The sequence below is a fragment of the Treponema zioleckii genome (assembly GCF_014737315.1).
GTDB classification, from domain to species: Bacteria; Spirochaetota; Spirochaetia; order Treponematales; family Treponemataceae; genus Treponema_D; species Treponema_D zioleckii.
Map to the genome: position 1 here is coordinate 49,081 of NZ_JPUF01000002.1, position 23,770 is coordinate 72,850.

Consider the following 23,770-nt stretch of genomic DNA (forward strand, 5'->3'; position numbering starts at 1 on the left):
GAGGTTTTCTTTTATTATAAACGGATTTTTTAAAGTGAGGAAATATTAGAAGTTATTTTTTGCCTTTTCCCGTGAAAAATAAATTTCCTTAAATCAAATCTTTTTTAGAGAACTTATATTAAAATAGAATTATGATTCCAGAAAAATTGTATGAATTGGCAGTTCACTTTTATGAAGTGAAACTTTGGAAAAAACTTTGTGATTCTCAGGTGTTTGCGGTTCAGCTTTCTAGCGGAGAGAACGCTTTTTGCACGGTTCTGGGACGGAACGGTGCGCAGTTTGCGATAGCCATTTATTTGGGAGATAAAGGCTGGCAATCTTTTTTGCGTTTTTCGAGTTTGGAGAATATGGACACGAGTGCCAACGCCCAGGAAAAGCTTTTCTCGAATGAGTGTCTTATGCTTTCGTTTGAGAGCGAGAATTTCTTGAGCGATGAAGAACTTTTGGAAATCAAGGAATTCTGCAAAAAACGGAAGATTTTGTTTTTGGGGGAAAATGATTACCCGAAATTTTTCAAATTTGAAAAAAACAAGAATCCCAATTCCAATTTTACGGACGAGGATTTTGGTATTTTTGAGGAAGTTCTCACAACGATTTTGATGATTGATTCAAATGATGATTTTGAGAATCTTTACATCGAGGAGTTTTTTAAAAATTACACAATAAAAAAATTCATTCGAAACGGGAATTTTATTACTAGCACAAAGCTGAAAGTTGCCGATTCAATTTGCGAGACTTTTTCGGAAGTGCTTTTTTTGAACGAGCCAGTCGCAAAAAAAATTGCTTCGCTTGAAAAATCCGGCTCAGTTTTTTGCGACGTGATGTTTGCTCAAAGTGCTTGTTGGCGGGATGAAAGCCATGGTTCCCAGGTTCCTTATGTAATGATTTCTGTGACGGACGGAGGAAAGCTTTTTGATTTTGCGTATATTTTTGATTTTGAGGAAGAATCTGGCGAATTGCTCCGGAGTTTTGTCTCAAAAGTTACTTTGTCCGAAAAATGTTGCTCTTCGATTCTAGTTAGAAATGTTCGAACGAAACTTATTTTTGCTGATTTTTGCAAGAAAACAGGAATTACATTGAAATTGTGTGATTCTCTGCCGTACATTGACGGTGTTTATAATGAATTGTGCCAGATTGCTGGGGAGAAGCTTTTTGATGTCGAAGATGATTTGAGCGATAAAGTTATAGAAGATTTGAACAGTCGTCTTTGCGACATGACTTTGACAGAGATGCGGGAACTTCCTCCGAATATAATCAAGATTGCAATGTCGTTGATTGGAAAGCACGTTCTTTTAAGCGAAATCGAAATAAAGCTCCGTAACCTAAATAAGAAAAATCTCTAAATTCTCCATAAAATTATGAAAATTTTCTTAAATTTTGAATGACAAATAGAATTTTCTTTTGTAGAATTCCGAGTGGAGGAATTTATTATGAGGGAAAGAGTAAAAAAAGTTTTTGCCCTGATTGCGGCGTTCGTCATGGCATTTGCCATTTTTGGTTGTAAAAAAGAAGAAGTTAATCCTATTAAGGGACATACTTATTCGGCTGTGCTTGCCAACAACAGTGTTTTAAAAGTTCGTTTTGCAGAAAAAGTTATAGACTTGTATCTGGACGATACTCATATTGAAGAGACCGACGTTTATGAGGTGAACTTTGAAAAGAAAATTGTTTCTTTTAGAAAGGGTGACCAAAAAATTTCCCTTATTTATGCGGAAGATGGAAGTCAGATTTCGGGAAATATAGACGGTGAGTCGGTAACATTAAAAAGAAATAACTAACCTGGCCGAATGTCGAGTTTTTTAATCAGCTTAAAATATGCGTTCACTACCAGAAAAGCGCGTTTTGAAACTCGAAATTGAGCCTAACCTGATTTTGCAGGCTTTCTGGTTTTCAGAAAGCCTGCTTTTTTTTGGATTTTAACGATATAAAACAGACAAAAACTAAAAATTGAATTAAAATTAAAAAATGATACAAAAAGTTCACGAATTATCAAAAGTTTTTCAATTGGAAGTTCTTGTTGTTGATGACTCTTCGATGATGCTTTCACTGGCAAAAAGAATCCTTGAATCTAAATATAAAGTCTCTTTGGCACAATCTGGCGAGGAGTGCCTTATTGCCGCAAAATTGCACAGTCCAAAGCTCATCCTGCTGGATGTTACAATGAAGGGAATGGACGGATTCAATGTTCTTCGTCTTTTAAAAAACAACGAATCTACATCGTCGATTCCTGTTATTCTTATGACAAGTGACGAGCATTCCGAAACTGAGATTCGCGGGTTGCATGAAGGCGCCGTGGATTTTATTACAAAACCGTTCAACCCGGAGATTTTGCTTCAGCGGGTTCAGAATACGATTGAGCTTTCGCTTCTGCAAAAAAACTTGCAGTTTGAAGTTGACAAGCAGGCCGAGAAAATTAAAAGTTTTGCCAGCCAGCTTATGCAAGCGTGTTCGAGCCTCGTAGATGCTAAAGACCATTACACGCGAGGTCATTCTGTTAGGGTTGCAAAATATTCGAGGGAGATTGCAAGGCGGCTTGGTCGTTCCTCGCAGAATTTGGAAGATATTTATTCGATGGGGCTTTTGCACGACATTGGAAAACTTATTGTAGAAAAAAGCATTATCCGAAAGAATTCTCGGCTCACTGACGAAGAATATACGAACATTAAAGAGCATACTATTGCCGGTTACAATTTTCTTAAAAGCATTAGTGAATTGCCGGGACTCGCGATTGGGGCAAGATGGCACCATGAGCATTTTGATGGAACTGGATATCCCGACGGCTTAAAAGGTCCGCAGATTCCAGAGGATGCCAGAATCATTGCGATTGCGGACGCTTACGATGCTATGACTTCAAAACGAGCTTACACGCAGATTCGTCCGCAGGCTGAGGTTCGGGCGGAGATTATCCGCTGCCGAGGAACTCATTTTGATCCTGCGGTTACGGATATTCTCGTTCAGATGATTGATGAAGACAAGGACTACAAGATGAACGAGGACGGTTGGAACGAAAGTCTTGTGGAATCCCAGCCGGAATCAAAGTAAAATCTCGTTTTTGTGCATCTTTCCAAGTTCATGGATGGCATTCTGTAAGCTTACATTTTTATGGTTTTGCATGAATGCCTTCAAGTCGATAGAAAATCTGTTCATTGAAAAATGCTGGAAAACGAACACTTTTTCCCAGAGCGGGCTGTTTTCGTAGCATTTTTTTAGAGTGTCTCTGTATTCCGTAAATATTCCCTTGGGTTTCAGCTCCGCATAGCCGACTAACCATAATTCTGGTTGCCAACCAGATTCGTTTGCGTTTTCGCATAAATTCTTGTGGAGTTTTGCTGTCTGTTCCGCCATAAAAATCTGGCTGTCCTCAATAAGTTTTTGAATTTGCTCGCCGCCATTTTTTGAGAGAAACTTCAAGTGATTTGTTTTTGCGGTGTGAACGGGAGTCTTGTTCAAAATAATCACGTTTTTTCTAAAATCAGTTTTTAGCTCCGGATTCTTCGCAAAAAATCCTGTGGCAATTTTCCCGCTTTGTCCAACGAGATATTTGTTATTTTTTAAGAGCTGCTCGTCTTTTCCAGGATTGTCGCCAATAACAATCAAATGAATCTCTGAATTTTCTGTAAGTTCATCGAGTGCAGTGTTGTAAACTACACAAGTTTCAAGCGGATATTCTGGAGTGTCTTTTTTTGAGGCTTCGATTTGCAGCGGGCGAAGAATTGCCGAATACTTGGTGTTCAAAGTTTGGCAGTATTTTTTGAATTCTCTTCTAAAATCATCAAATATTTTGAATTGTTCTTTTGTCATAATTTTATTCCGTAAAATGGATTTTCTGTGTTGCTCTCAAAATTGATTTTTCTAAACTCATCTGCATTTTGGCTCATTATGATTCCGTCTGACATTTCGTGCTTGAACAGGCTTATTTTTTTGAGTGTCGGAAAAAAATCTTTTAAGCGGTGAATTTCGGTGAATCCGACTTTTTTGTAGATTTTGAGTGCATTTTCCCATTCCGCGTTCACAAGAATCACAACTTTTTTGATTTGGCTAAAAGCTCCGCAAATGCTCGCGAGCGAAGAAACGAAGAATTTTTCGCCCAGACCCTGACCGCGATAATCTCGCAAAAGCGCGAACGAAGTTACGTACAAATACATGCCGTTTGTGTTGTGCGTGTGCGCGGGATTATGATTCAGAACGAATTTTCGCTTAAAGATTTCATCGCTATCTTCGAGTGAAGGCATTGAATCCCAGAGTTCGGAACACAAATAACCTGCAGTGAGGGCTTTGCCGTTTTGTTTTACGATTTTTTCGGAAGAATCTGTAAGGATTAAAAAACCTTGCGGAAAAACTTCGAGCCGTTTTTCAAAGGTCTTTTGCTTTTCTTGAATTGAAGGAATAAATGATTGCCGTTCGATTTTCATAATGTCCTGAATATCGAACGGCTGTGCTGGAAATAAATTCATAAGCCGATTATATCATCTTTTTCGGCTCTGCTGAACTTATTTTCTGATTTTTAGAACTTTGCTTTTCGGAGGCGAACTTCTTCAATGTTTTCGCTGAAAAGTTCTCGAAGGTCGTTCAATCCCAGAGCCATGAGCGCCATTCGGTCAATACCCATTCCCCATGCGAGAACAGGGCAGTCAAGGCCTTGAGCTTTTGTAACTTCCGGTCTAAAGATTCCGGCGCCGCCAAGTTCGAACCAGCCCAAAACTGGGTGCTTGATATGAACTTCAACAGATGGCTCCGTGAACGGGAAGTAACCCGGAACATATTTTACCTCGGTTGCGCCTGCAACTTCTTTTGCGAACATTTCAAGCATTCCGAGGAGAGTGCGCAAGTTTACGTCGTCTCCGGCAATGATTCCTTCTGTTTGGTAAAAGTCTGAAAGGTGTGTTGCGTCTACTTTGTCGTAGCGGAAACAGCGTGCAATGCCGAAGTATTTGCCCGGAACTTCTGCCTTGTGGAGCTGATGTGCCGAAAGAACTGTTCCTTGCGAACGAAGAACGAGGCGTCGTGTGAATTCGTGGTCAAAATCGTAGTTCCAGCCACGGCTGCCAGTGTTTCCACCGTCTTTGTGTGCTGCAGCAACGTTTGAAAGCCATGGTTCTTCAATTTCTTTTGCGTGTGTTGGATTCTTGATTCGGTAAACGTCGTGAATGTCGCGAGCTGCGTGGAATTGCGGCATAAAGAGCGCGTCGCCGTTCCAGAATTCTGTCTCTACGAGCGGACCGTCGTATTCCTGGAATCCGAGTGAGCAGAGTTTATCTTTTACATGTTCAAGGAACTGAACATATGGGTTTGTTCGTCCAGGAATGATTCGTGCCGGCGGAATAGTGATGTTGTAACCGCGGAAAGTTCCATTTTTCCACTCACCAGAAGCGAGCATTTTTGGTGTAAGCTCACCGATTTCGTTTCCTGTGATTCCTGCATTCTTCAAGCCTGCCACAACGTCTTTTAATGCAGATGTAAGCTTGTAAAGAACTGTTTCGCGTTCAATGATTTTGAATGGAGAGTCTGCAGCTCCACGTTTTTTTGCGAATGCAGAGATTACTTTCTGTTCGTCTGCCGAAAGCGTTGTGTTGTCGAGCTGACCGTTCTCAGCGGCTGCCGCACGTTCAAAAAGCTCTTTCGCAATTTTGATTCTTGCAGGAAGCTCTGCGCCTGTGTATTCTGCTTTCTTTTCAGCATTCATTTTGAGAACGCCGTCTTTTGAGAGCTGGCCGAATGCCGAACCGACGTCTTTTTGTTCAAGACCTGCACCAGCTGCTATTTCTGGGAGAGTCTTTGCACCGTTTTTCTTTACGAAGTCAATGATTTTTTCGTCTGGAGTTCCGTTTTTTGCGTAGTCCCGACCCAAATCTGTAATTTCAAAATATGTGTGAGGAGTGCGTTTTACGACTTCAATAAGACCTTTTCCGCCTAGCCATGAAAAAGCTTGGTTTGCATGGCCCTCTTTGTAGTCAAGCTCTTTCTGGAGCTTTTCAGAAGTCAGCTCATCCTTGTCCGTGTATTTTAAAAGAACTTTTGTTTCAAGTGGATGAAGATTTTTGATTATATTTTGAATGTCCATCTTTTTGCCCCTATAATGATTCTTCTATTTTATAAAATTTCAGATTTATTTTCTATGCCGTTTACATTTAAAATAAAAAAAACCGGCTTGCTCACTTGTGGCGAGCTTGAGCCGGTTTTATAAATTCCCCCGATTCTAGCGGTTGAATTTTACATGTGATTCATAGATTGCCCAACGAATGTTTTTTTCATCCTTGACATATTTCTTTGAATCTCTTCGCAAATATTTGTATCCGTAATACTGATTCTGAACCTGGAAGTCTTTGAGACATTCAAGAACAGTATTCATTGCTTCACCTTCGTCATAGCTTACAGCCATAACTTTATAGTAGATTCTGACTTCATCTGTAGATGGAGTGTAATCCAAATAAACGCTGGCAGTTTTATTTGTAACGTGCTGATCTTCTGGAACGATAGTTCTTGTTTTTGTGTCTGTTGGAGCTTTTGTTAAATCCTCAGCTTCTTCAGCAACAGCAAAACTCATTACACATAAAAGAGCAGTAAGTACGGCAAATAATTTTTTCATATTTAATTCCTCCTGCAACTAGATAGGTGTTTTGTCTATTTATTCAATAGCACCTATTTAATTGTATTTAATTCTAAAAGTTACATTAAAATTTTATTAGAAATCTTAATGTAGGGTTAATTTTCAGAATGTTTTGTATTCAATAATTCTATCAGTTTCCATGAAAAATTCAAGCGTAACTTTATACCGACCTGAATCAACTCCGATTTGGGGCGGCTGGCTCATAAGCACTTTGCCCGAAATCTCTTTTGGTTTTGTTTTTATGTGCTGGCGTTCATAGTCTCGGACGGCTTGTTTTAAGGCTTCTTTTGCGGCTTCCTGAATTCCTTCGAAGCCATCAGAAAGCTTTGCAAGTCCCACGCCTTTTATTCGAGGGTTCATAATCGCCAGCCAGGATTTATAAAGGTGAATCTGCTGTTCCGTGCGCGGAAATTCTACCCAGACATTGATTCGAGAGTCCTCTTTCCACGGTTTTGTGTACTTGATTTTTGCTATGTCGTCTTTTGAAAGTTCGTGAATCGGAGTGAATTCAAAATATTCCTGAACTCCGCGAGCTTTGTCGTAAGGTGTGTATTCAAAATTCCATCCGTAAACCATGCCTTGAATCATAAACGGCGCGATTTCCTGAATTTTCTTTACGGGCAATGAATAAATATTGTTGCCTGTAGGTTCGTCCACACCCGGAAAAGCGTCTGTGTGCGCCCACAGAAAAAATCTTACGTTCCTTTCTTGTGAGACGTCTTGTGCAAAGCAGAATTCTGAAAAAAGAATCAGAAATATTGAAAAAAAAGTTTTTTTTATCGATACGTGTTTCGCCATATTTTTATCGGGTTCACTCCCATTCGAATCAAAAAGTAAAGATATGCAAATCCAAAACCTGCTAAATGCGTCATGTGCGCGACGTTTGATGACGATATGAACTGACTTCCAAATTCGATTATCGCATAAACGGCAACCAAAATCGGTGCAGGAACAGGAATTATTCCCAAAATAAAAATCCTGGACCGCGGAAAAATTACTGCATACGAAAAAAGTATGGCGTAAATTGCACCGCTTGCTCCTACGAGATTTATCAGGTAAGTCTCAGGAAGTCCAACAGGAATTCCGTTTGAAAATCCTACGTGAATAAGATTCCCTATACTAATATCGTAAAGTCCCACAAAATAATAAACTGCCAGCGAAAAAAGTCCGCATAAAATTCCCGTCACCATATACAGAAGCGCGAATTCTTTTGAGCCCAATGCACGTTCTGTATTTAGGCCGAAAATCAAAAGTCCAAACATGTTAAAAAACAGATGATTAAAATTCGCGTGCATGAACATATAGGTGAGCGGTTGCCAGTACATTTTGTTGTAAACAAAACCGACCACGCTCAGCGAAAGATAATTTTTGTTTATGGGTGAATAGAATTGAAAAAAAAGATAGAACGCAACATTGATTAGTATAATAAAAAGTGTGACGTTGTTGAATGAGTATTTGAATGGTTTCCGAATCGTTTTAAAAATCATAGTTAGTTTCTAGTCATTTTTTTTCTCTTCGTCAATTAGTCCTGGTTCTGCGAATGTTACTTGGTTTCGGCCGTTACGCTTGGAAATATAAAGGGCTTTGTCGGCTTGTTCGACCAATTCTTTTGGAGAAACAGGATTCCGTTCTGCGTCATATTCGCTCACCCCGACCGAAATCGTAACTTGAACGTGCTGGTTCTCGTAACAAAAATCAAATTGCTCGATTTTACTGCGGATTCTTTCGGCTACGGTCATTGCGTCAGTTTTTGAAGTGTCATTCAGCAAGACGGTAAATTCTTCTCCGCCGTAGCGAGCAGCCATGTCTTTGCCGCGGATGCCCGATTCGATTATTTTTGCGACGGTTTGAAGGACGTAATCTCCGCAGGCATGACCGTAAGTGTCGTTGAAACGCTTAAAAAAGTCGATGTCGAACATTATTACTGAGAGATTTTTGGCACCTTCTTTTGCTTGCTCGATTTTATCGGTAAGAATATTGAAGAAATAATATTTTAGTTTTAGATGCGTCATCATGTCTGTTGCGGAGCGTTCCACCAACGTGGCATTTGTTATTGCTATTGCTGCAAGTGATGACAATATAAGAATTTGCTCGATTTCATTCTCTGAATACTCACCGTCATCAGTGAGTGCGATTCGTTCTGCAAAAAAAAGAATTCCCGTAAGATGCGATTTGTGCACCAGCGGGACGATAAGACTTGGTTTTAGCGAGGCCAGAATTTTTAAATCCGAGCAATTCGGAAGAGCTTTTTCGAGTTGTTCCAGCGTAAAAACCGAATTTCGCTTGGAAAGGGCTTTTACGAGCGGGCTAGAAGCCGAAATCTTGTAGGAAATATTTGGGTCAATGTCGATTCCGTAATAATTTGAGTCCAGTTCAAAAAGGTCAGAATCAAGGGCATCAAGAACGAAGATTCCTGCGCCCAATACTCTGAACTGCCCCATGCAAGTGTAAAGAATAGATTCGATTAGCTTTGAAAATTCAAGTGTTGAGCAAAGTGAACGAGAGATTTCGATTAACTGTTGTAAATCATAAATCTTCTTTTCGTATAAAGCTAGAATTATATTCTCGTTGCTTTTTGTATGAGAATCTAAACTGACGGAAGTTGAATTTTCGTTAGTCATGGTTTTTCTCTATATCGCCGATGATTGCGTAGTTCTTCATTATTTTAAGGAATGTCTTCCATTGCTCGTATTGCTGTTCAAGTATTCCTGAGCCGTCTCTGTTTCTTGTTGATGACATGAGCACTTTTATGTTTGAAATCATTTCGGATTTTGACTTTTTAGCGTCAACAATAAGCTCTCCGACCTGAACGTACAAATCATAAAAATTTTTGCTCTCAGACTGAACCAGACTGTGGGCTTTGCCGTTGATTGTGTCAACTTGAGTTCCGAGAAGCTTAAGGAAGTCCGTGTTTTTGCGGCTGTCTTCAACCAGTCCGACAATATTTGCAATGTCGTTTTCACCGTTTCTTTCGAATGATTTTTCAAATTCTGCAAGACGATGTGGAATTTCGCAGCAAGTATAGACCGACTGAGAGAATTCTGATTTGTATGACGAATTGTTGAAGAATCCTTCGATTACGATGTTGTTCAAAAGAACCTGAATCTGTTCGGTAAAATAAACTTTCAAGAAAGTTTTTATAACTTGAATCGCCGTAATCCAGATAAATGAATACGGTGAATTCTGTCGCAATAAATCATTTGTTTCCGCATTGTAGCTGGCAAGTGGCTCAAGTGGAATGTCACCAAAAAGTTCTTTGAGTTCAAAAGAAATCGTATAGTCTTTGATTTCGCCTTTTATTCTGCTCTCATCCGATGTAAAACGGCCTTTTACGAAATCAATGAATTTTGTAATTGAATTTACTGAGTAGGAAGCCATTTGTGGTTTGAATGTTGGGTCGTTCTTTCCGAGGCAGATAAGCTTTAGGAGAATATCTGGCGTGAGAATTTTTGTCAAAATCATGCTGATTTTTTTGATGTTGCCAAGAATTCTGTTTTTATCGATGTCGCTCGGATTTTGGCCGAGTTGCAACTGATAAAGCGCAAGGACGGCACGCGCGTCTGCGGAAGTAAGTTCAAGACCGCTCGTAAGATAGTATAAATCCTGCAAATAAGTGCAGATTATGTCAGGACCAATTTCTTTTACAGGCCCGATTGCTTTTGAAGAAAGTCCGTCGAAATTTGAATCAAAAGCATGAATCACGTTTATGTAATTGAAGTTACAGATGTCAACGAAACGGTGCAAGTGGGCAATTGAATCATCAATTTTTTTGAATTCTGCCGCGTTCAGATTCTGAAGGACTTTATCGAGTTCCTTCCTTTGTGCTTCGATAACTTTGTTCAATGGCAAGTCCGAATCGATTACAGCTTGCTTTCGGTTTTCGTAGTTGAGTTTTTCGATTCGTTCCTGAAGTTCTGGCGTGAATCCTGTTATGATAAGCTGATATTCGTATTTTCCGGTAAGGTGCAAATCACCGCTGCCGATTGTTTTTGAGAGAATTTCGCTTATTGGTTTTGCGTTTTCGTAAAGGAGTCTGAAAAGTTCTGCAAAATTTGCAAGAAGAACTCCGCTTTTGTAGATTTGTGGCTGATAATTTTTCAAGTCGTTTTCGAGTTTGCGTATCTCCTGCCGTTTACGCACGTCTGGAGATGAACTCATAAATATTGATTCAAAAATTTCTGTAAGTGCTTGAAAAATACCCATGCCTAATATTTTATTGCAAAAAAAGCAGTTTTACAAGAAAAAAAGGGCGCGCTGAAATATTACTTTAAGATTTTGAGTTTGCTTTAGCGCGCCCCAAAAGTTTTTTCTGACGAAAAACTTTTGGGCGGATTTGCTGTCTTTTCACGGTGGCAAGGTCGAAGGGCGGTTTTATCGCTCGCGCAGTGCGAGCGATTTTTAAGTCGTTAAAATAGCGTTCCTTAAAACAGTGCTTTTTCGAAGTTCCCTATAGATAATTTTTTAGCACGTTTTTGTAGTCTTCTACGGTGTTCGAGTTTACGAGCTCTTTTCTTAAAGCCGCGCTGCCTTCTATTCCCTTAGTGTAGGCGCAGAATCTCTTTCGCATTTCTAGGCAGGCTCCTTTTTCGCCCATGTCGGTTGTAAGAAGTTCTAGTTCCCTAAAACCTGCCCGGATTTTTTCGCTCATATCGATTTCGGTGATTTTTCCAGTTTGTAAGAATTCCCGAGTCCGCTTAAAAATGAACGGATTTCCCATTGCGCCTCTTGCGAACATAACTCCGTCACAGTCGGTTTGTTCGAGCATATTTTTTGCGTCTTCCGGGGTGAATGCGTCGCCGTTCCCAAAAACAGGGATTCTTTTATTGACGAATTTTACGAGTTCCGCAATGGCGTTCCAGTTGGCTTTTCCTTCGTATCCTTGCGCGCGAGTTCTTCCGTGCATTGTGATTGCGCTTGCGCCCGCCTTTATTGCGGCTTCGGCACATTCTTTCCATGTTATATGTTCGCTGTCCCAGCCAAGACGAATCTTTACGGTCACAGGAACGATTTCGCCGCTGTAATCGACAAGATTTCCGTTTTTGTCGGTTCTCTTTCCGTCGTAATTTTTTGCAGCTTCAACGACAGCTTTTATGATTGAGTAAAGTTTGTCTGGATTTTTTGTAAGTTCGCTTCCGGCTCCAGACTTTATGATTTTTGGAACTGGGCAGCCAGCGTTAATGTCTATGCACTCGCAGCTTGTTCGCTCCAGAACCATTCGGGCGGCATTTGCCATTGTTTCTGGAATTCCGCCAAAAATTTGAACTGCGTAATGATTTTCGTTCGGAGCGCGTCTCATAAGGGCTTCAGTCTTTTCGCTTCCTCGTGTGAGTGCTTCGGAACTTACCATCTCCGTGTAGGCAAAGTCTGCGCCAAAATCAGTGCAGATTGAGCGAAACGCCCTGTCGGAATACCCCGCCACAGGTGCGAGAAAAAGATTTCCGTCGAGAGTGAGATTTCCTATTTTTACAGGGTGATACAGTTCAGGCATTTTATTGATTCCTAATTATTCTGGCAGCTTAAAAATCTTGCAGCTGTTCGTCCAAAGTTGTGCTGACAAATCTTCAAGATTCATCTCAAGCATTTCTGCCATGAATTTTGCTGTTGCAGGAAGATAAGCCGGCATTGTTCTCTTTTTTTCCTTATATTTGGCAGGAATCATAAACGGACTTTCGGTTTCGATAAGAATCCTGTCGTGAGGAATGTTGAGAATCGTTTCGTGCAAGTTTCTTGCGTTTCTGTAAGTTAAGTTTCCGGCAAAAGAAAAATAAACGTTCAGACCTGCGTCGAGACATTTTTTTGCGTAAGCCGCATTTTCGCCGTAGCAGTGGAGAATTGCTCCTGAGTCAGGGATTCGTCCGGTGAGAATGTCAAAAACGTCGTTTCCTGCGTCTCGGTTATGAATGATTACAGGTTTGTCGTATTTTTGCGCAAGTTCAAGTTGTGTGATGAAAAGCTCGATTTGTGAGCGTTTGTCACCGAACTGCTTGTAATAGTCGAGTCCTGTTTCACCGACGGCAATCACGTTAGGGAGCTTTAGACCGTCTTCGATTGTATGAATCCAGTCTTTTCCGGGATTCATAACTTCGGCAGGTGCGACTCCGACTGCGTGGTAAATTCCAGGAACAGCCTTTAGTGTGTTGTAGACTATCTTAAAGTCTCTCAAGCTGTTATTTATACTTACGATTCGTGTAACGCCGGCCTGCTTAGCCTGCTGAATTACACGCAACTGTTCTATAGGGGACTCGTAGATGAGCCCTATATGGGCATGAGTATCAAAAAATTGCATGGGCTTTCTTCCAGAGATATGATTAATGAAACCACACTTTTAAAAATCAACTTGGAATAATGTAACTGATATTCGATTAAATTGATTTTTTTTTAGGTGCCTTGGACAGTTAAAATTGGAAACTGTTCTTGTCGATAGAATATATGAGAAAGTTGAACATGTCAAATATCCGTTGTCAGTTTTAAATATGATAATGATGGCATGTTTGACATAAATTTATGCACTATGATACTATGTACATTATTTTCCTTTCAATTGAAGAAATCGACAAACTACAATTGCAAGGAATTGGAGACTTTTACAGATGGCTAAATACAAACATATTGAAAAAAACGCTGTCTCTTCTTTTTTAAGCCTCATACATGCAGTTTTCAGCTTTATCGGAAAAGGTATCGCAAAATTTTTTAAGTTTTGTGACAGCAAACTGACGATAATGATTGTTCCGCACAATCACGGAAAAGTAGTAAATTTTAGAACGAATATATTTGCGCTATTTTTTGGATTTGTCCTTGTGGTCGGAATTGTTGCTTCATTTATTTATTTTAAGAAGCAAGATGAAAGTATAAAAGCTGAGCTTAACCAGGCAGTAAAAGAGAACAGAGAACTTCTTGCGAATTACGATGAATTGCGTGACGAGAACAATAACGTTCTTCAGACCGCTGTAAGATTCAAGTCGGCACTTTCGCAGACACTTTCTTTGCTTGGTATAAATCAGTCAAAAAATATGAGCAAGTCTTCTTCTTCGGAAAGTGACTTGAATTCTCTTTTTGATAATTCAAATTCACTTTCGGGGGCGTCAAAAGAGGTTGCAGATATGCGACAGCTTTCTGACTATCTTGAAGATGCGATTGAGCCGATCGAGCAGATTGGAAAAATGCTTGAAAGCCAGGAAATTCTCTTTACCGATATTCCGAATATCTGGCCGATAAAGGGCGGTATTGGACATGTTTCGCAAAACTTTGGACCTACGACCCATGCCATAACCGGGCAGTGGTACGTTCATAAAGGAATCGACCTTTCTACGTACAGGAGCGGAGACCCGATTGTTGCCGCTGCCAACGGACAAGTTGTAACTGTTGCCTATGATTCTGGATTCGGTAATTATGTAATCATAAAGCATAAGCATGGTATTTATACGCGCTATGCGCACATGTCGTCTGTGAGCGTTCAGAAAGGTCAGTTCGTTTCTCAGCGCGATGTAATTGGAACAATCGGAAATACGGGTATTTCTACAGGTCCGCACCTGCATTATGAAGTACACATAGGTTCTGATGTTGTAGACCCAGCAAAATATATTAATATTAAACTTTCAAAATAGTATGGCTTTATTCACTGATGATATTTCGATTAACACATTGATTGGTTCTGGTTCCGCAATTTCGGGAAATGTTAAAATCAACGGGTTCGTCCGCGTTGACGGCGATATTGACGGAAATTTGGAGGCAAGTGGAAATGTAATCATCGGTGAAAACTCCAGAATCAACGGTGATGTGACTGCAAAGTCCGCTGTTATTGGCGGAATCGTTCTCGGAAACGTTTACGCGCCGGAAAGTCTAAAACTCCTTTCTTCATCAGCGGTTATCGGAGATATTTCGACAAAAAAACTTCAGGTAGAAAATAACGTGATAATTCATGGTCATTGTATTTCTCTAAAAAATGAAGATGAATTTGAAAAAGCCAGTTCGCAGCATTTGGATGCACAGTCAATAAAGAGCAAGGCGATTTAATTTTGTAAACAGGACATTTAATGCCAGGAATCGATACAGCAACAAGTTCACTTTCATCGCAGTCACTTTATTTTGCCGCCACTCAGACAGCTTCGCATCAGGCTGCTAAACAAGCAAAGCAAATTGAAAGAAATTCAAAGTCATCTTTTTCATCTTCCCTAAAACGTATTCAGGAAGAAGCTGAGTTGGCTTCAGCGGGGCTTCCCAAAGAAATTGCGGGAATGACCGAAGAAGAGGCGATTGTATTCTTGAAGGATGCCGTTGACATTGCCGGAGATGAGCTAAAGCTCAGTCAGTCTCCAGAAAACCTTGAAAATTATCGCAAAAAAATAGGTCAGTTTATGAAATATGTTGTGCGCAATAATTTTGAAGTGATTGAAAAACGGCGGTTCGGGCGCAACAGACGCGGTAAGCAACTTGCGCCGTACTATCAGATTCAGATTATAAATCAAAAATTAAATAATCTTGCGTCAGATATGCTTTATAATCATAGTAAGAATCTTAGTATTTTAGCTCGGATTGATGAAATAAATGGTCTTATAGTTGATTTGCTGGCAGCTTAAAAATGGAGTTTTACGAAAATGAGTGATATTTTTGAACAGGACATTTGTAACGACGAAGAGGATATAAAAAATCTCGAAGACGGTGATTATGACGAAGATGATTCGTCTGATGACAGCGAGTTTGTTTATCCAGACATTCTTTATTATGCGAAACTTGAATATTCAAGTGAGATTGTGTATGTTACCGTTCCGAACAATATGCGTGAGCTTACCAACGAAGACGGAATTATTATTCCGACTCGCTATGGAAAAGACCTTGCGCTGGTTTTAGGTCGTTGTAAGAATCCTGTGGCACTAAAAGCTTCTGACATTATTATGGTTGAGCGTATTGCCAGCAAAGACGATTTAAAACGTTACCATGATATGGCGGTAAAAGAAGAGAATGCGTTCAAAATTTTTAAGGAAAAAGTTTTGGTGCACAAACTTGATATGAAATTGGTTGCCGTTCATTTTTTGCTTGAAGAGACAAAGGCTCTGTTCTTTTTTTCGAGCGAGAACCGTGTTGACTTCCGCGAGCTTGTAAAAGATTTGGTGAGCGTGTTCAAAATGAGGATTGAGCTTCGTCAGATTGGCGTGCGTGACGAAAGCCGGATTACGGGTGGACTGGGCGTTTGCGGGCGACCTTACTGCTGCCACACAATCAGCGACAAGTTGCCTCCAGTTTCTATAAAAATGGCAAAAGAGCAAAATCTTTCGTTGAATTCAATGAAGATAAGCGGGCAGTGCGGACGGCTTTTGTGCTGTTTGAGCTATGAATACAACTGGTATGCCGAGGCCAGAAAAAATTTGCCGAACGAAGGTCAGCATATTTATTACGACGGTACGAATTTTAGAATCACGGATGTAAATCCGCTCACCCAAATGATAAAAATGCTTGGCGACGATGGAAGGCTGTTGGAAATTCCTGCAAAACGTTATCAGCGTGAAAATGGCAAATGGAAGATTTTTTAGGCAGTTTGACAGTGACTGCAAAATCTTGCCATTCGCACTTTTAGATAAAAAAAGGATGCCTGATTTTTGAAGGCATCCTTTTTAGTTTTTGTGGCTAGCTTATAACTGCTAGAAGTTTTTCGCTGTCGTCTTTGAATGGAGTTCGGTTGAAGTCTGCATAAAATTCAAATTTTTTGAATCCGACCTTTTTGGCAAATTCTTCGATTTCTTCTTTTACGAGCGGATAAATTTCCGCGTCGCGCGTTACAGGAATGATTTTTCCGTTGCCGGTTTCTAAATCCTGCTGAATGATTTTTTTTCTGTTTCCGTTTCCGTCATCTTTTGAGACGAGTTGCGTGTAAAGTTTTACGCGGATACTTTCGCGGGTAGGAAATTTTACCACGTCGGAATCTTTTATTTTCTTGAAGTTGACCAATTCTAGAATCAACTTGCCGTCTGCAGTTAAAAGTTGTTTTGCATCATAGAAGAATTTTTCTACGAGAATTTTGTCTCGAATAAAAAGGATTCTGTTGTCTAGGCTGGAAACAATGTTGTAAAAACCGTGACCGAGAAATCTTGCCATTTCAAGAGAACTCATCTGAAAGTATCTTAATGACATTAGTTGGGTGCGTCGTTTTCGGTTTGCTGATTCCAAAAGTTCGGTGCCTGTTTCAAGGCCTGTTGCGTCTGCGCCGTCGCGGGCGAGACTGTGTTCAAAAGTTCCTGTTCCGCAACCGACTCGCAGATATTTTACAGGCTTGCTATATATAGAAGATTCTTTTTCATAAAATTTTTTTTGCTCCAGCGTAACCGGATACAACTCATCATAGTATTCTGAAATATTTTCATTTAGTTCCATAGTTAAAAATTATAAAGTCTAAATTTAAATTTGCAATGGATATTTCATTCAGATTTAAGATTATTCAAATATTTAAGACAATTTTTTAATTTTTTTCTCCTGTTTTGGAGATTCTGATTTAAAAATTAACGATAAATTTTGTGTTTCTATGAGGAATTTTGAGTTTTGTGTTTTACGACTATTGAACTGGTAATTTTTTAAATCCTTATTGAATTTAACCGGTTTCACACTAGAATAAAATCAGAGCTATTTTTTATAAAAAATCAAAGGAGGTATTTTTTGTTAAACGTTAATAATAACGCTGCAAATTTGAAAAAAAACATTCTTGTTCAGATTGCAAAATTGCAGTTAGAGAATAAACTGGAGTCCGAAATTGATTCTTTGCCAGCCCAGATAATTCCTGAGGGAAGCACTCCGATTCACGAGAGCATTGAGGCTGACAGGGAAATCGTAAAAATCAGAATTGCCACACGAATGGGAAATTCTGTTGAAGATTATGACGGAAAGAAAACTCTCGCGGAATATGCGAAGGACGCTCTGAACCGCGAAAAACCGACTTGGCCGATGCTTACGGTGATTCACAATGCCTGTAATGCCTGTAAGCCTTCGCATTATTTTCCTACAGATGCCTGTCAGGGGTGTTTGGCTCGTCCGTGTAAGGTGAACTGTCCTAAAAAGGCGATTGAGATTGTTAATCACCGTGCGGTAATTGATGAGTCAAAATGTATAAAATGCGGCATTTGCGCGCAGAATTGCCCTTACCATGCAATCATTAAGACTACGATTCCGTGCGAGGAAGCGTGCCCGGTCGGAGCGATTTCTAAAGGCGAGGATGGACGAGAGAAGATTGATTACGATAAGTGTATTTTCTGCGGAAAGTGCATGAGCAACTGTCCGTTCAGCGCGATGATGGATAAGCCGCAGCTTGTTGATGTTATTAAGCACATTATGAACGGAAAAAAGGTCGTTGCAATGTACGCGCCTGCAATTGGAGCGCAGTTCAAGGCAAAGCCAGGCCAGCTTGAGGGTGCGATTCTTGCCGCAGGATTCTCACGCGTGTGGGAAGTTGCGATTGGAGCCGACATTACTGCCGACAAGGAAGCGGCTGAGTTTGCAGAGCGAATGGAACGCGGCGACAAGATTATGACGACCAGCTGCTGCCCGGCATACGTTCGTGCGGTAAATATCCACGTTCCGGAGCTGAAAGGCTGCATTTCTGAGACAAAATCTCCTATGATTTACAACGCAGAGCTTGCAAAAAAAGCCGACCCAGACTGCATCACTGTTTTTGTTGGACCTTGCCTTGCAAAACGCCGGGAAGGTTTTGACAACGACATTGTGGATTACGTTCTTTCTGTTGAAGAGCTTAACGCTTTGTTCCTTGCGAAGGGAATTGATATTTCAAAGATGGAAGCAAAGAGCGCAAAATATGTTCCGACTGTTTCAGGACGAAATTTTGCGAAATCTGGCGGAGTTGCGGAGAGCGTAAGGCTCAGGTTGAAGGATAAGACGATTCTTCGTCCGTGCGTGATTAACGGTTTGGACAAAAACGGAATGAAGACTCTCGCAAATTACGGAAAGATTAATGCTGGCGAGATTCCATCTCCTGCAGATTGCCCGAATTTGATTGAAGTTATGGCCTGTGAGGGCGGCTGTATTGCCGGACCTGCGGTAATCGCAAATCCTAAGCTAGGTAACGGTCTTCTTACAATCTATGCAAACGCTGGTTCTAAGCCTAGTGATGATGGATTCCCGCTCAAATGCGATATGGATTCTGTTATTGAAGGGGAAAGGGAGCGACAATAGCGTTTCTTTGCTCCGCAATACGGATTTTTGTCGCTCCGCTCAGCTTTTGCACATCAAAAACTGAATAATGGACTTGAGGTCATTTTTTGGCGGTTGTGGTTTTGACTTTGCTCAAGCATTATGAGCTTTTGTGAGCGATAACTGAAAATAAAAAAGCCTGAATTTCACTAGAAATAATTTTCTGTGGAATTCAGGCTTGTTTTTTTTAGAAGTGCATTTTACTCGGCACTGAGTTTTGCAAGCTCAGCTTTTACGTATTCAATAGCCTTTTGAGCGGCATTTTCTGCCGGAACAAGCTCAGCTTCTGCTGCTGAGCGTGGCTTGAATTCAACGTTAGGAAGATTTTTGTCTCCAACGGTGATTCTGAGCGGAATACCGATGAGTTCCATGTCGGCGAATTTTACGCCTGGGCGTTCGTTTCTGTCATCAAGAAGAACTTCGATTCCTGCTTTTGTAAGCTCGTCATAAATCTTGTCGGCAACTTCCTTCATTGTTCCCTTGTAGTTGATTGGAACGATGCACACCTGGAATGGAGCTACAGACATTGGCCAGATGATTCCCTTGTCGTCGCAGTTTGTCTCGATGATTGAAGCGAGAGTTCTGTCAACGCCGATTCCGTAACAGCCCATTGTCGGTTCCGTCGGCTTTCCGTTCTGTCCGAGGAATGTTACGTGCATTGATTTTGTGTATTTGTGACCGAGCTTGAAGATGTGACCAAGTTCGTTTCCTTTGCGTGTGTAGAACGTGCTTCCGCAGCAAGCGCATTTGTCGCCTTCTTTTGCAGTGCGTACATCTGCATTGATGTATGGAACGAAGTCTCTGAGCGGTTCAACGTGCTTAACGTGGTAGCCGTCTTTTCCTGAACCTGCAATTGCATCGTGCATTTGAGCTTCGTTGTTTTTGATTACTGACCAGTCAACGATAAGTGGGCATTTTGAAGTCATTGGGCCTACGAATCCGTGTCCAGCACCTGCCCATTCCTTGACTTCTTCATCTTCTGCAAGGACAACTTCCGACGCTTTGAGGGTTGCCGCAAGTTTTGCTTCGTTTACGTCCAAATCTGCGCGGATGAGCACGCATGCGTAAGAAACTGGATAGTAGTCGCCTGCCGGATCAGAAACGCGCTTCCATTTATCTGCACCTGTAGCTCCGGTCATGTCGAGAGAAGAGTTGATTACTCGGTAAATGAGTGCCTTGATGAACATTTTTGGCGATTCATCAAAGAATTTTTCCATGTCCTCGATTGAGAATACGTTCGGTGTTTCGACCATTTCGTATGCGAGGTCTGTCTTTGCCGGCTTTTCGCCATTTTTATTGACCGACTCGTCTGCGGCGCATTCTGCCTTTTCAACGTTTGCTGCGTAGCCGCATTTTTCGTTCGGGCAGATAATCAAAGTATCATCGCCGATTGGTGATTCAACCATGAATTCTTCTGAGCCGCTTCCGCCCATTGCGCCAGAATCAGCCCTTACAGGAATGATTTTGAGGCCGAGCCGCTTGAAGATTCTGAAATATGCTTTTTCGTAGAGTTTGTAAGACTCGTCCAAAGATTCATCGTCGGCGTTCATTGTGTAGCCGTCTGCCATAATGAATTCTCGTCCTCGCATTACGCCGTAGCGCGGTCGGATTTCGTCGCGGTATTTTGTGTTGATTTGATAAAGGTTTACAGGGAGCTGCTTGTAAGAATCAAGCCCGTCGCGAACGATTGCAGTAAAAGCTTCTTCCGCAGTCGGAGAAACTACCATGTCCTGTTCGCCGCGGTTTTTAGCCTTGAGCATCTGAGGTCCCATTGTCTCCCAACGTCCAGATTCCTTCCAGATGTCGCCAGGAACGATTACTGTCGGTTTGAATTCAAGTGCTTCTGCTGTTCCATTCCATTCTTCACGGATAATATTTTCAAGTTTGTAAAGTGAGCGAACTCCAAGCGGAAGATAAGTGTAAAGTCCATTTCCAAGTTTTCGGGTGATTCCTGCTCGGAGCATGAGTTTGTGACTTGCGATTACCGCTTCTGACGGTGCCTCTCGCAATGTTGAAATATAGAATTTAGAGGTTTTCATAGTAGAACTATTTTATTGGAAAACACTCTGATGTTCAATTTGAAGAAAGATGAAAGTGGAAAATGGGGAAGGTATTAATGAAGAATAAGGAGTTCTAAATAAATGGTCGGGGATGCCTAAAATGTGTTGTCATGCTGAAAATCAGGTTCGGAATAATGAAAAAAAAGTAGAGATTTTTGACATTTACATTGATTAAAGATTGTTTTAGGATAATTATAATAGTAAAACACGGTTGGTAGATTACAACATTATGCTTGACAGAAAAAAATACATCCATATAATTTCACGACTTCACGACTTCACGACTTCACGACTTCACGACTTCACGACTTCAGTCTCATTTTTTTAAGTCAACTATTAATTTTCATTTCGACAAAAAAAAGTCTCAAATACTAGGCACTTTGTACGGCTGGTAATTTGAGGCTTTTTTTATTTTAAAAACTGCTCAGACAGAGTAAAAACAGAAGGAGAATTTCAAGAATGAAATCAAAAGTATTTGCAAAAATCGTATTGGGTGCACTTGCCGGGGGTGCAACTCTCATGTTCGTAAGCTGCGGTTCAAAACTCAGCGGAACGTATAAAACTGACTTTATGGGAATAGAAGCTGGCTACACACTCAAATCAGGCAATAAAGTTACGGCTTTTTCGCCTGTCGGTACCTTTGATGGAACTTACACGTTTGATGAAAGCACGAACGTAGTCAAAGTAGAGTTTGCAGGTGAAACTCACGAGCTTGTTTTTGATGAAGCTGCAAAGACCTTAACAGACGAGATGATTGTTTATACAAAAAAATAAGGAGCCTAAAACACGACAGTAATGAGGAACTCCGGTTATTGAGTCCTTTGACAAGACCATTTAGTTGTGGTTTCGACTTCGCTCAACCACCGTTGTTCCGCTCTTTCGTGTTTTATTAAAAAAATGAAAAAATTAATAACAGCAATATTCACTTTTTCACTCGTTGTGTCTGCTTTTGCACAGGCGCAGCTTGTAATTCCAAAGGGCACAAAAAAAATCAGTGCCTGGGAATACGCACAAAACAATAAAATTAAGTCAGTGACAATTCCAGACAGCGTTACAGAAATTGAAGACGGAGCATTTTGGAACTGCCAGAACTTAAAAACGATTACATTTGGTGGTGGCGTTCGCGAGATTAAATGCAGCGCATTTTACGGATGCACTTCGCTCGAAGAAGTCGTAATTCCAGAAGGCGTAACCAGTATCGATTCCACTGCGTTCAGTAAGTGCACAAAACTAAGACACATAAGTTTACCAACAACTGTTGAATACCTACTAGCTAAAATTCAGTTTTGTCCAAATCTTGAAGAAATCAATGTAAAAGAAGGAAACAAATACTGGAGATCTGTAGAAGGCGTTTTGTATCGCATGGACAGTGCCCAAATAATGGAACTTTATATGATTCCACATGGATTCAAAAAAGACAAAATTACGATTCCTGCAGATGTAAACAAAATAAGTGCAGACTTTAGTGCTTACACAGGTATTTCAGAAATCAATGTGGAAGAAGGAAACTCTACTTTCAAATCAGTTGGTGGTATTCTATATTCAAAAGACGAAGCAAACAAACTGTTTCTTTACGCAATTCCACGAGGATTCAAAAAAGATAAAATTACGATTCCTGCAGATGTAAATAGAATAAACTCAGATTTTAGTGCTTACCCAAGTATTTCAGAAATCAACGTGGAAGAGGGAAATGCTGATTATAAATCAATTGACGGAATTCTTTATTCAGCTGACGGAAAAACTTTAAAGGCTTATCCTCTGGCTTGTAAAAAAACAAATTTTGAAATTCCAGAGACAGTTTCAAGGATAGGCTACACTGCATTCAAAGGCTGCAAAAACCTTGAAGTGCTTCAGATTCCTCAATGCGTTAAAGAAATCGAATATGATGCTTTTAAAAATTCTTCTATTAAGATGATAAACTACTGCAATTCAAAAGAATCATGGAACAAGGGAATTGTTCTTCCTGAAGGCTGCAATGTCGTTTACGATTACGACCCTGTAAAAGTAGCTCAGCTTGCTGTTGTTGAAAAAATCAGGGCTGGCGAAAAAACTGCTAAATTCAAAGACGAGCTGAGAAGCGAAGTTTACGCTGAATTTAACAAGGCTGTTAAAGATTGTAAAGAAAAAATCGAGCTTGATTTGTCTGATGTAGAAAACATGACAAATCTTGACTGGATTGAAGATTTTTCAAAGATCTCAAGGATTTTCATTCCGGCTTCTCTTTTAACACTTCCGGAAAATTCAAAATTCTTAAGAAACACTTGGCTTGAACCAAACGAAAATAACAGCCAGATTGTCATTAAAAATGACGTTGTTTACACGGATTCAGGAAAAACGTACTACGGATTTTTGGGCTCGACTTTGACTTCAAAAACCTGTGCTGAATTGAACGAGGCTCTTAAAAAAACAAAAAGCAATTTGCATCTCGACCTTTCGTATACAAAAGGCGTTATAGACCTTTCTTGGCTCACGAACCTGAATAAATTAAAGTCGATTGCGCTTCCTGAAAGTCTTTCAACACTTCCGAATGATCCAACTGTATTCAAAAACATTTCTGTAATACCACATCCGAAGAGCAGCTTGATTTTTGAAGAAAACGGCGTAATTTACACAGATTCAGGAAAAACTTTGTACTGGATAGAGAAACACGCATCTTCTTTAATCGTAAAAGACGGCTGTACAAAAATTAATGCCTGCGCACTTTTTAACTGTACGCCACTTTCAAGAATAGAACTTCCTGAAAGTTTGACGTATGTAGGATATGCAGCTTTCAACACTTGCACGGCGTTAAAAGAAGTGCATTTTAAAGGCTCTAAAAAGCAGTGGAAATCTGTAGAAATTGACAAAGGCGACAAAAAAGCCAACAACAAGCCTCTGCAAAAAGCAAAAATAACTTACGCAAAAAAATAAGGGG

General features: G+C 40.4%; 22 protein-coding genes. 10 read left to right on the top strand and 12 right to left on the bottom strand.

Annotated elements, in window-relative coordinates:
• Nucleotides 1-131 precede the first annotated feature (131 nt).
• From JI65_RS01030 to JI65_RS01040, 3 genes are all read left to right on the top strand, one after another.
• A complete protein-coding gene (locus JI65_RS01030; protein WP_191013505.1) occupies nt 132-1,343 on the top strand; it encodes a DUF7309 domain-containing protein in 1,212 nt (403 codons plus the stop codon).
• A gap of 87 nt (nt 1,344-1,430) precedes the next feature.
• Nucleotides 1,431-1,778, top strand: a complete 348-nt coding sequence (locus tag JI65_RS01035; RefSeq protein ID WP_191013506.1) for a hypothetical protein — start codon at nt 1,431-1,433, stop codon at nt 1,776-1,778.
• 187 nt (nt 1,779-1,965) lie between these two features.
• Nucleotides 1,966-3,042, top strand: coding sequence for an HD domain-containing phosphohydrolase (locus JI65_RS01040; protein WP_191013507.1), 1,077 nt, complete (start codon nt 1,966-1,968; stop codon nt 3,040-3,042).
• On the opposite strand, the gene JI65_RS01045 is transcribed toward JI65_RS01040, so the two are convergent.
• The 10 genes from JI65_RS01045 to JI65_RS01090 all read right to left on the bottom strand — a co-directional run bounded on the left by JI65_RS01045 (nt 3,034) and on the right by JI65_RS01090 (nt 12,893).
• On the bottom strand, nt 3,034-3,801 hold the full coding sequence (locus tag JI65_RS01045) for a hypothetical protein (protein ID WP_191013508.1): 768 nt from the start codon (nt 3,799-3,801) through the stop codon (nt 3,034-3,036). The two genes, JI65_RS01040 and JI65_RS01045, sit on opposite strands and share 9 nt — an antisense overlap.
• Nucleotides 3,798-4,454, bottom strand: a complete 657-nt coding sequence (locus tag JI65_RS01050) for a GNAT family N-acetyltransferase (protein WP_191013509.1) — start codon at nt 4,452-4,454, stop codon at nt 3,798-3,800. The genes JI65_RS01045 and JI65_RS01050 overlap by 4 nt, the downstream gene beginning before the upstream one ends.
• Nucleotides 4,455-4,504: 50 nt before the next feature.
• A complete protein-coding gene (gene pheS, locus JI65_RS01055; protein ID WP_191013510.1) occupies nt 4,505-6,061 on the bottom strand; it encodes a phenylalanine--tRNA ligase subunit alpha in 1,557 nt (518 codons plus the stop codon).
• A 135-nt stretch (nt 6,062-6,196) separates the two neighbouring features.
• Nucleotides 6,197-6,586, bottom strand: a complete 390-nt coding sequence (locus tag JI65_RS01060; protein ID WP_191013511.1) for a hypothetical protein — start codon at nt 6,584-6,586, stop codon at nt 6,197-6,199.
• Between the two features lie 123 nt (nt 6,587-6,709).
• Entirely contained in the window at nt 6,710-7,405 is a 696-nt protein-coding gene (locus JI65_RS01065) for a hypothetical protein (RefSeq protein ID WP_191013512.1), read from the bottom strand.
• Nucleotides 7,384-8,094 (bottom strand): rhomboid family intramembrane serine protease, encoded by a 711-nt coding sequence (locus tag JI65_RS01070; protein WP_191013513.1) that lies wholly within the window; start codon nt 8,092-8,094, stop codon nt 7,384-7,386. Before JI65_RS01070 ends, JI65_RS01065 begins: the two co-directional genes overlap by 22 nt.
• Before the next feature lie 9 nt (nt 8,095-8,103).
• Complete coding sequence (gene dgcA, locus JI65_RS01075) at nt 8,104-9,228, bottom strand: diguanylate cyclase DgcA (protein WP_191013514.1); 1,125 nt, start codon at nt 9,226-9,228, stop codon at nt 8,104-8,106.
• Nucleotides 9,221-10,810, bottom strand: coding sequence for a DUF5312 family protein (locus tag JI65_RS01080; protein WP_191013515.1), 1,590 nt, complete (start codon nt 10,808-10,810; stop codon nt 9,221-9,223). The genes dgcA and JI65_RS01080 overlap by 8 nt, the downstream gene beginning before the upstream one ends.
• A 244-nt stretch (nt 10,811-11,054) precedes the next feature.
• On the bottom strand, nt 11,055-12,095 hold the full coding sequence (dusB, locus tag JI65_RS01085) for a tRNA dihydrouridine synthase DusB (RefSeq protein WP_191013516.1): 1,041 nt from the start codon (nt 12,093-12,095) through the stop codon (nt 11,055-11,057).
• A 15-nt stretch (nt 12,096-12,110) separates the two neighbouring features.
• A complete protein-coding gene (locus tag JI65_RS01090; protein WP_191013517.1) occupies nt 12,111-12,893 on the bottom strand; it encodes a TatD family hydrolase in 783 nt (260 codons plus the stop codon).
• 304 nt (nt 12,894-13,197) lie between these two features.
• Between JI65_RS01090 and JI65_RS01095 the strand changes: the two genes are divergently transcribed.
• From JI65_RS01095 to ricT, 4 genes are read left to right on the top strand one after another with little or no spacing between them, the layout of a single operon-like run.
• Nucleotides 13,198-14,211, top strand: coding sequence for a M23 family metallopeptidase (locus tag JI65_RS01095; protein ID WP_191013518.1), 1,014 nt, complete (start codon nt 13,198-13,200; stop codon nt 14,209-14,211).
• Between the two features lies 1 nt (nt 14,212).
• A complete protein-coding gene (locus JI65_RS01100; protein WP_191013519.1) occupies nt 14,213-14,620 on the top strand; it encodes a bactofilin family protein in 408 nt (135 codons plus the stop codon).
• Between the two features lie 20 nt (nt 14,621-14,640).
• Entirely contained in the window at nt 14,641-15,183 is a 543-nt protein-coding gene (locus JI65_RS01105; RefSeq protein ID WP_191013520.1) for a YaaR family protein, read from the top strand.
• Between the two features lie 18 nt (nt 15,184-15,201).
• Nucleotides 15,202-16,134, top strand: coding sequence for a regulatory iron-sulfur-containing complex subunit RicT (gene ricT, locus JI65_RS01110; RefSeq protein ID WP_191013521.1), 933 nt, complete (start codon nt 15,202-15,204; stop codon nt 16,132-16,134).
• Nucleotides 16,135-16,228: 94 nt separating this feature from the next.
• On the opposite strand, the gene JI65_RS01115 is transcribed toward ricT, so the two are convergent.
• Nucleotides 16,229-16,972: a class I SAM-dependent methyltransferase gene (locus tag JI65_RS01115; RefSeq protein WP_191013522.1), complete on the bottom strand. Its 744-nt coding sequence runs from the start codon at nt 16,970-16,972 to the stop codon at nt 16,229-16,231.
• Between the two features lie 279 nt (nt 16,973-17,251).
• On the opposite strand from JI65_RS01115, the gene JI65_RS01120 reads away from it, so the two are divergent.
• Entirely contained in the window at nt 17,252-18,778 is a 1,527-nt protein-coding gene (locus JI65_RS01120) for a monomeric [FeFe] hydrogenase (protein WP_191013523.1), read from the top strand.
• 218 nt (nt 18,779-18,996) lie between these two features.
• Here the strand turns inward: JI65_RS01120 and JI65_RS01125 are convergent, their stop codons facing one another.
• Complete coding sequence (locus JI65_RS01125) at nt 18,997-20,835, bottom strand: proline--tRNA ligase (protein WP_191013524.1); 1,839 nt, start codon at nt 20,833-20,835, stop codon at nt 18,997-18,999.
• A 480-nt stretch (nt 20,836-21,315) separates the two neighbouring features.
• Here JI65_RS01125 and JI65_RS01130 point away from each other — a divergent pair, with 480 nt between their 5' ends.
• Nucleotides 21,316-21,630 (top strand): hypothetical protein, encoded by a 315-nt coding sequence (locus tag JI65_RS01130; protein WP_191013525.1) that lies wholly within the window; start codon nt 21,316-21,318, stop codon nt 21,628-21,630.
• 123 nt (nt 21,631-21,753) lie between these two features.
• The gene (locus tag JI65_RS01135; protein WP_191013526.1) at nt 21,754-23,766 is read left to right on the top strand and encodes a leucine-rich repeat domain-containing protein; all 2,013 of its coding nucleotides are present in this window, start codon (nt 21,754-21,756) and stop codon (nt 23,764-23,766) included.
• Nucleotides 23,767-23,770: the final 4 nt, after the last annotated feature.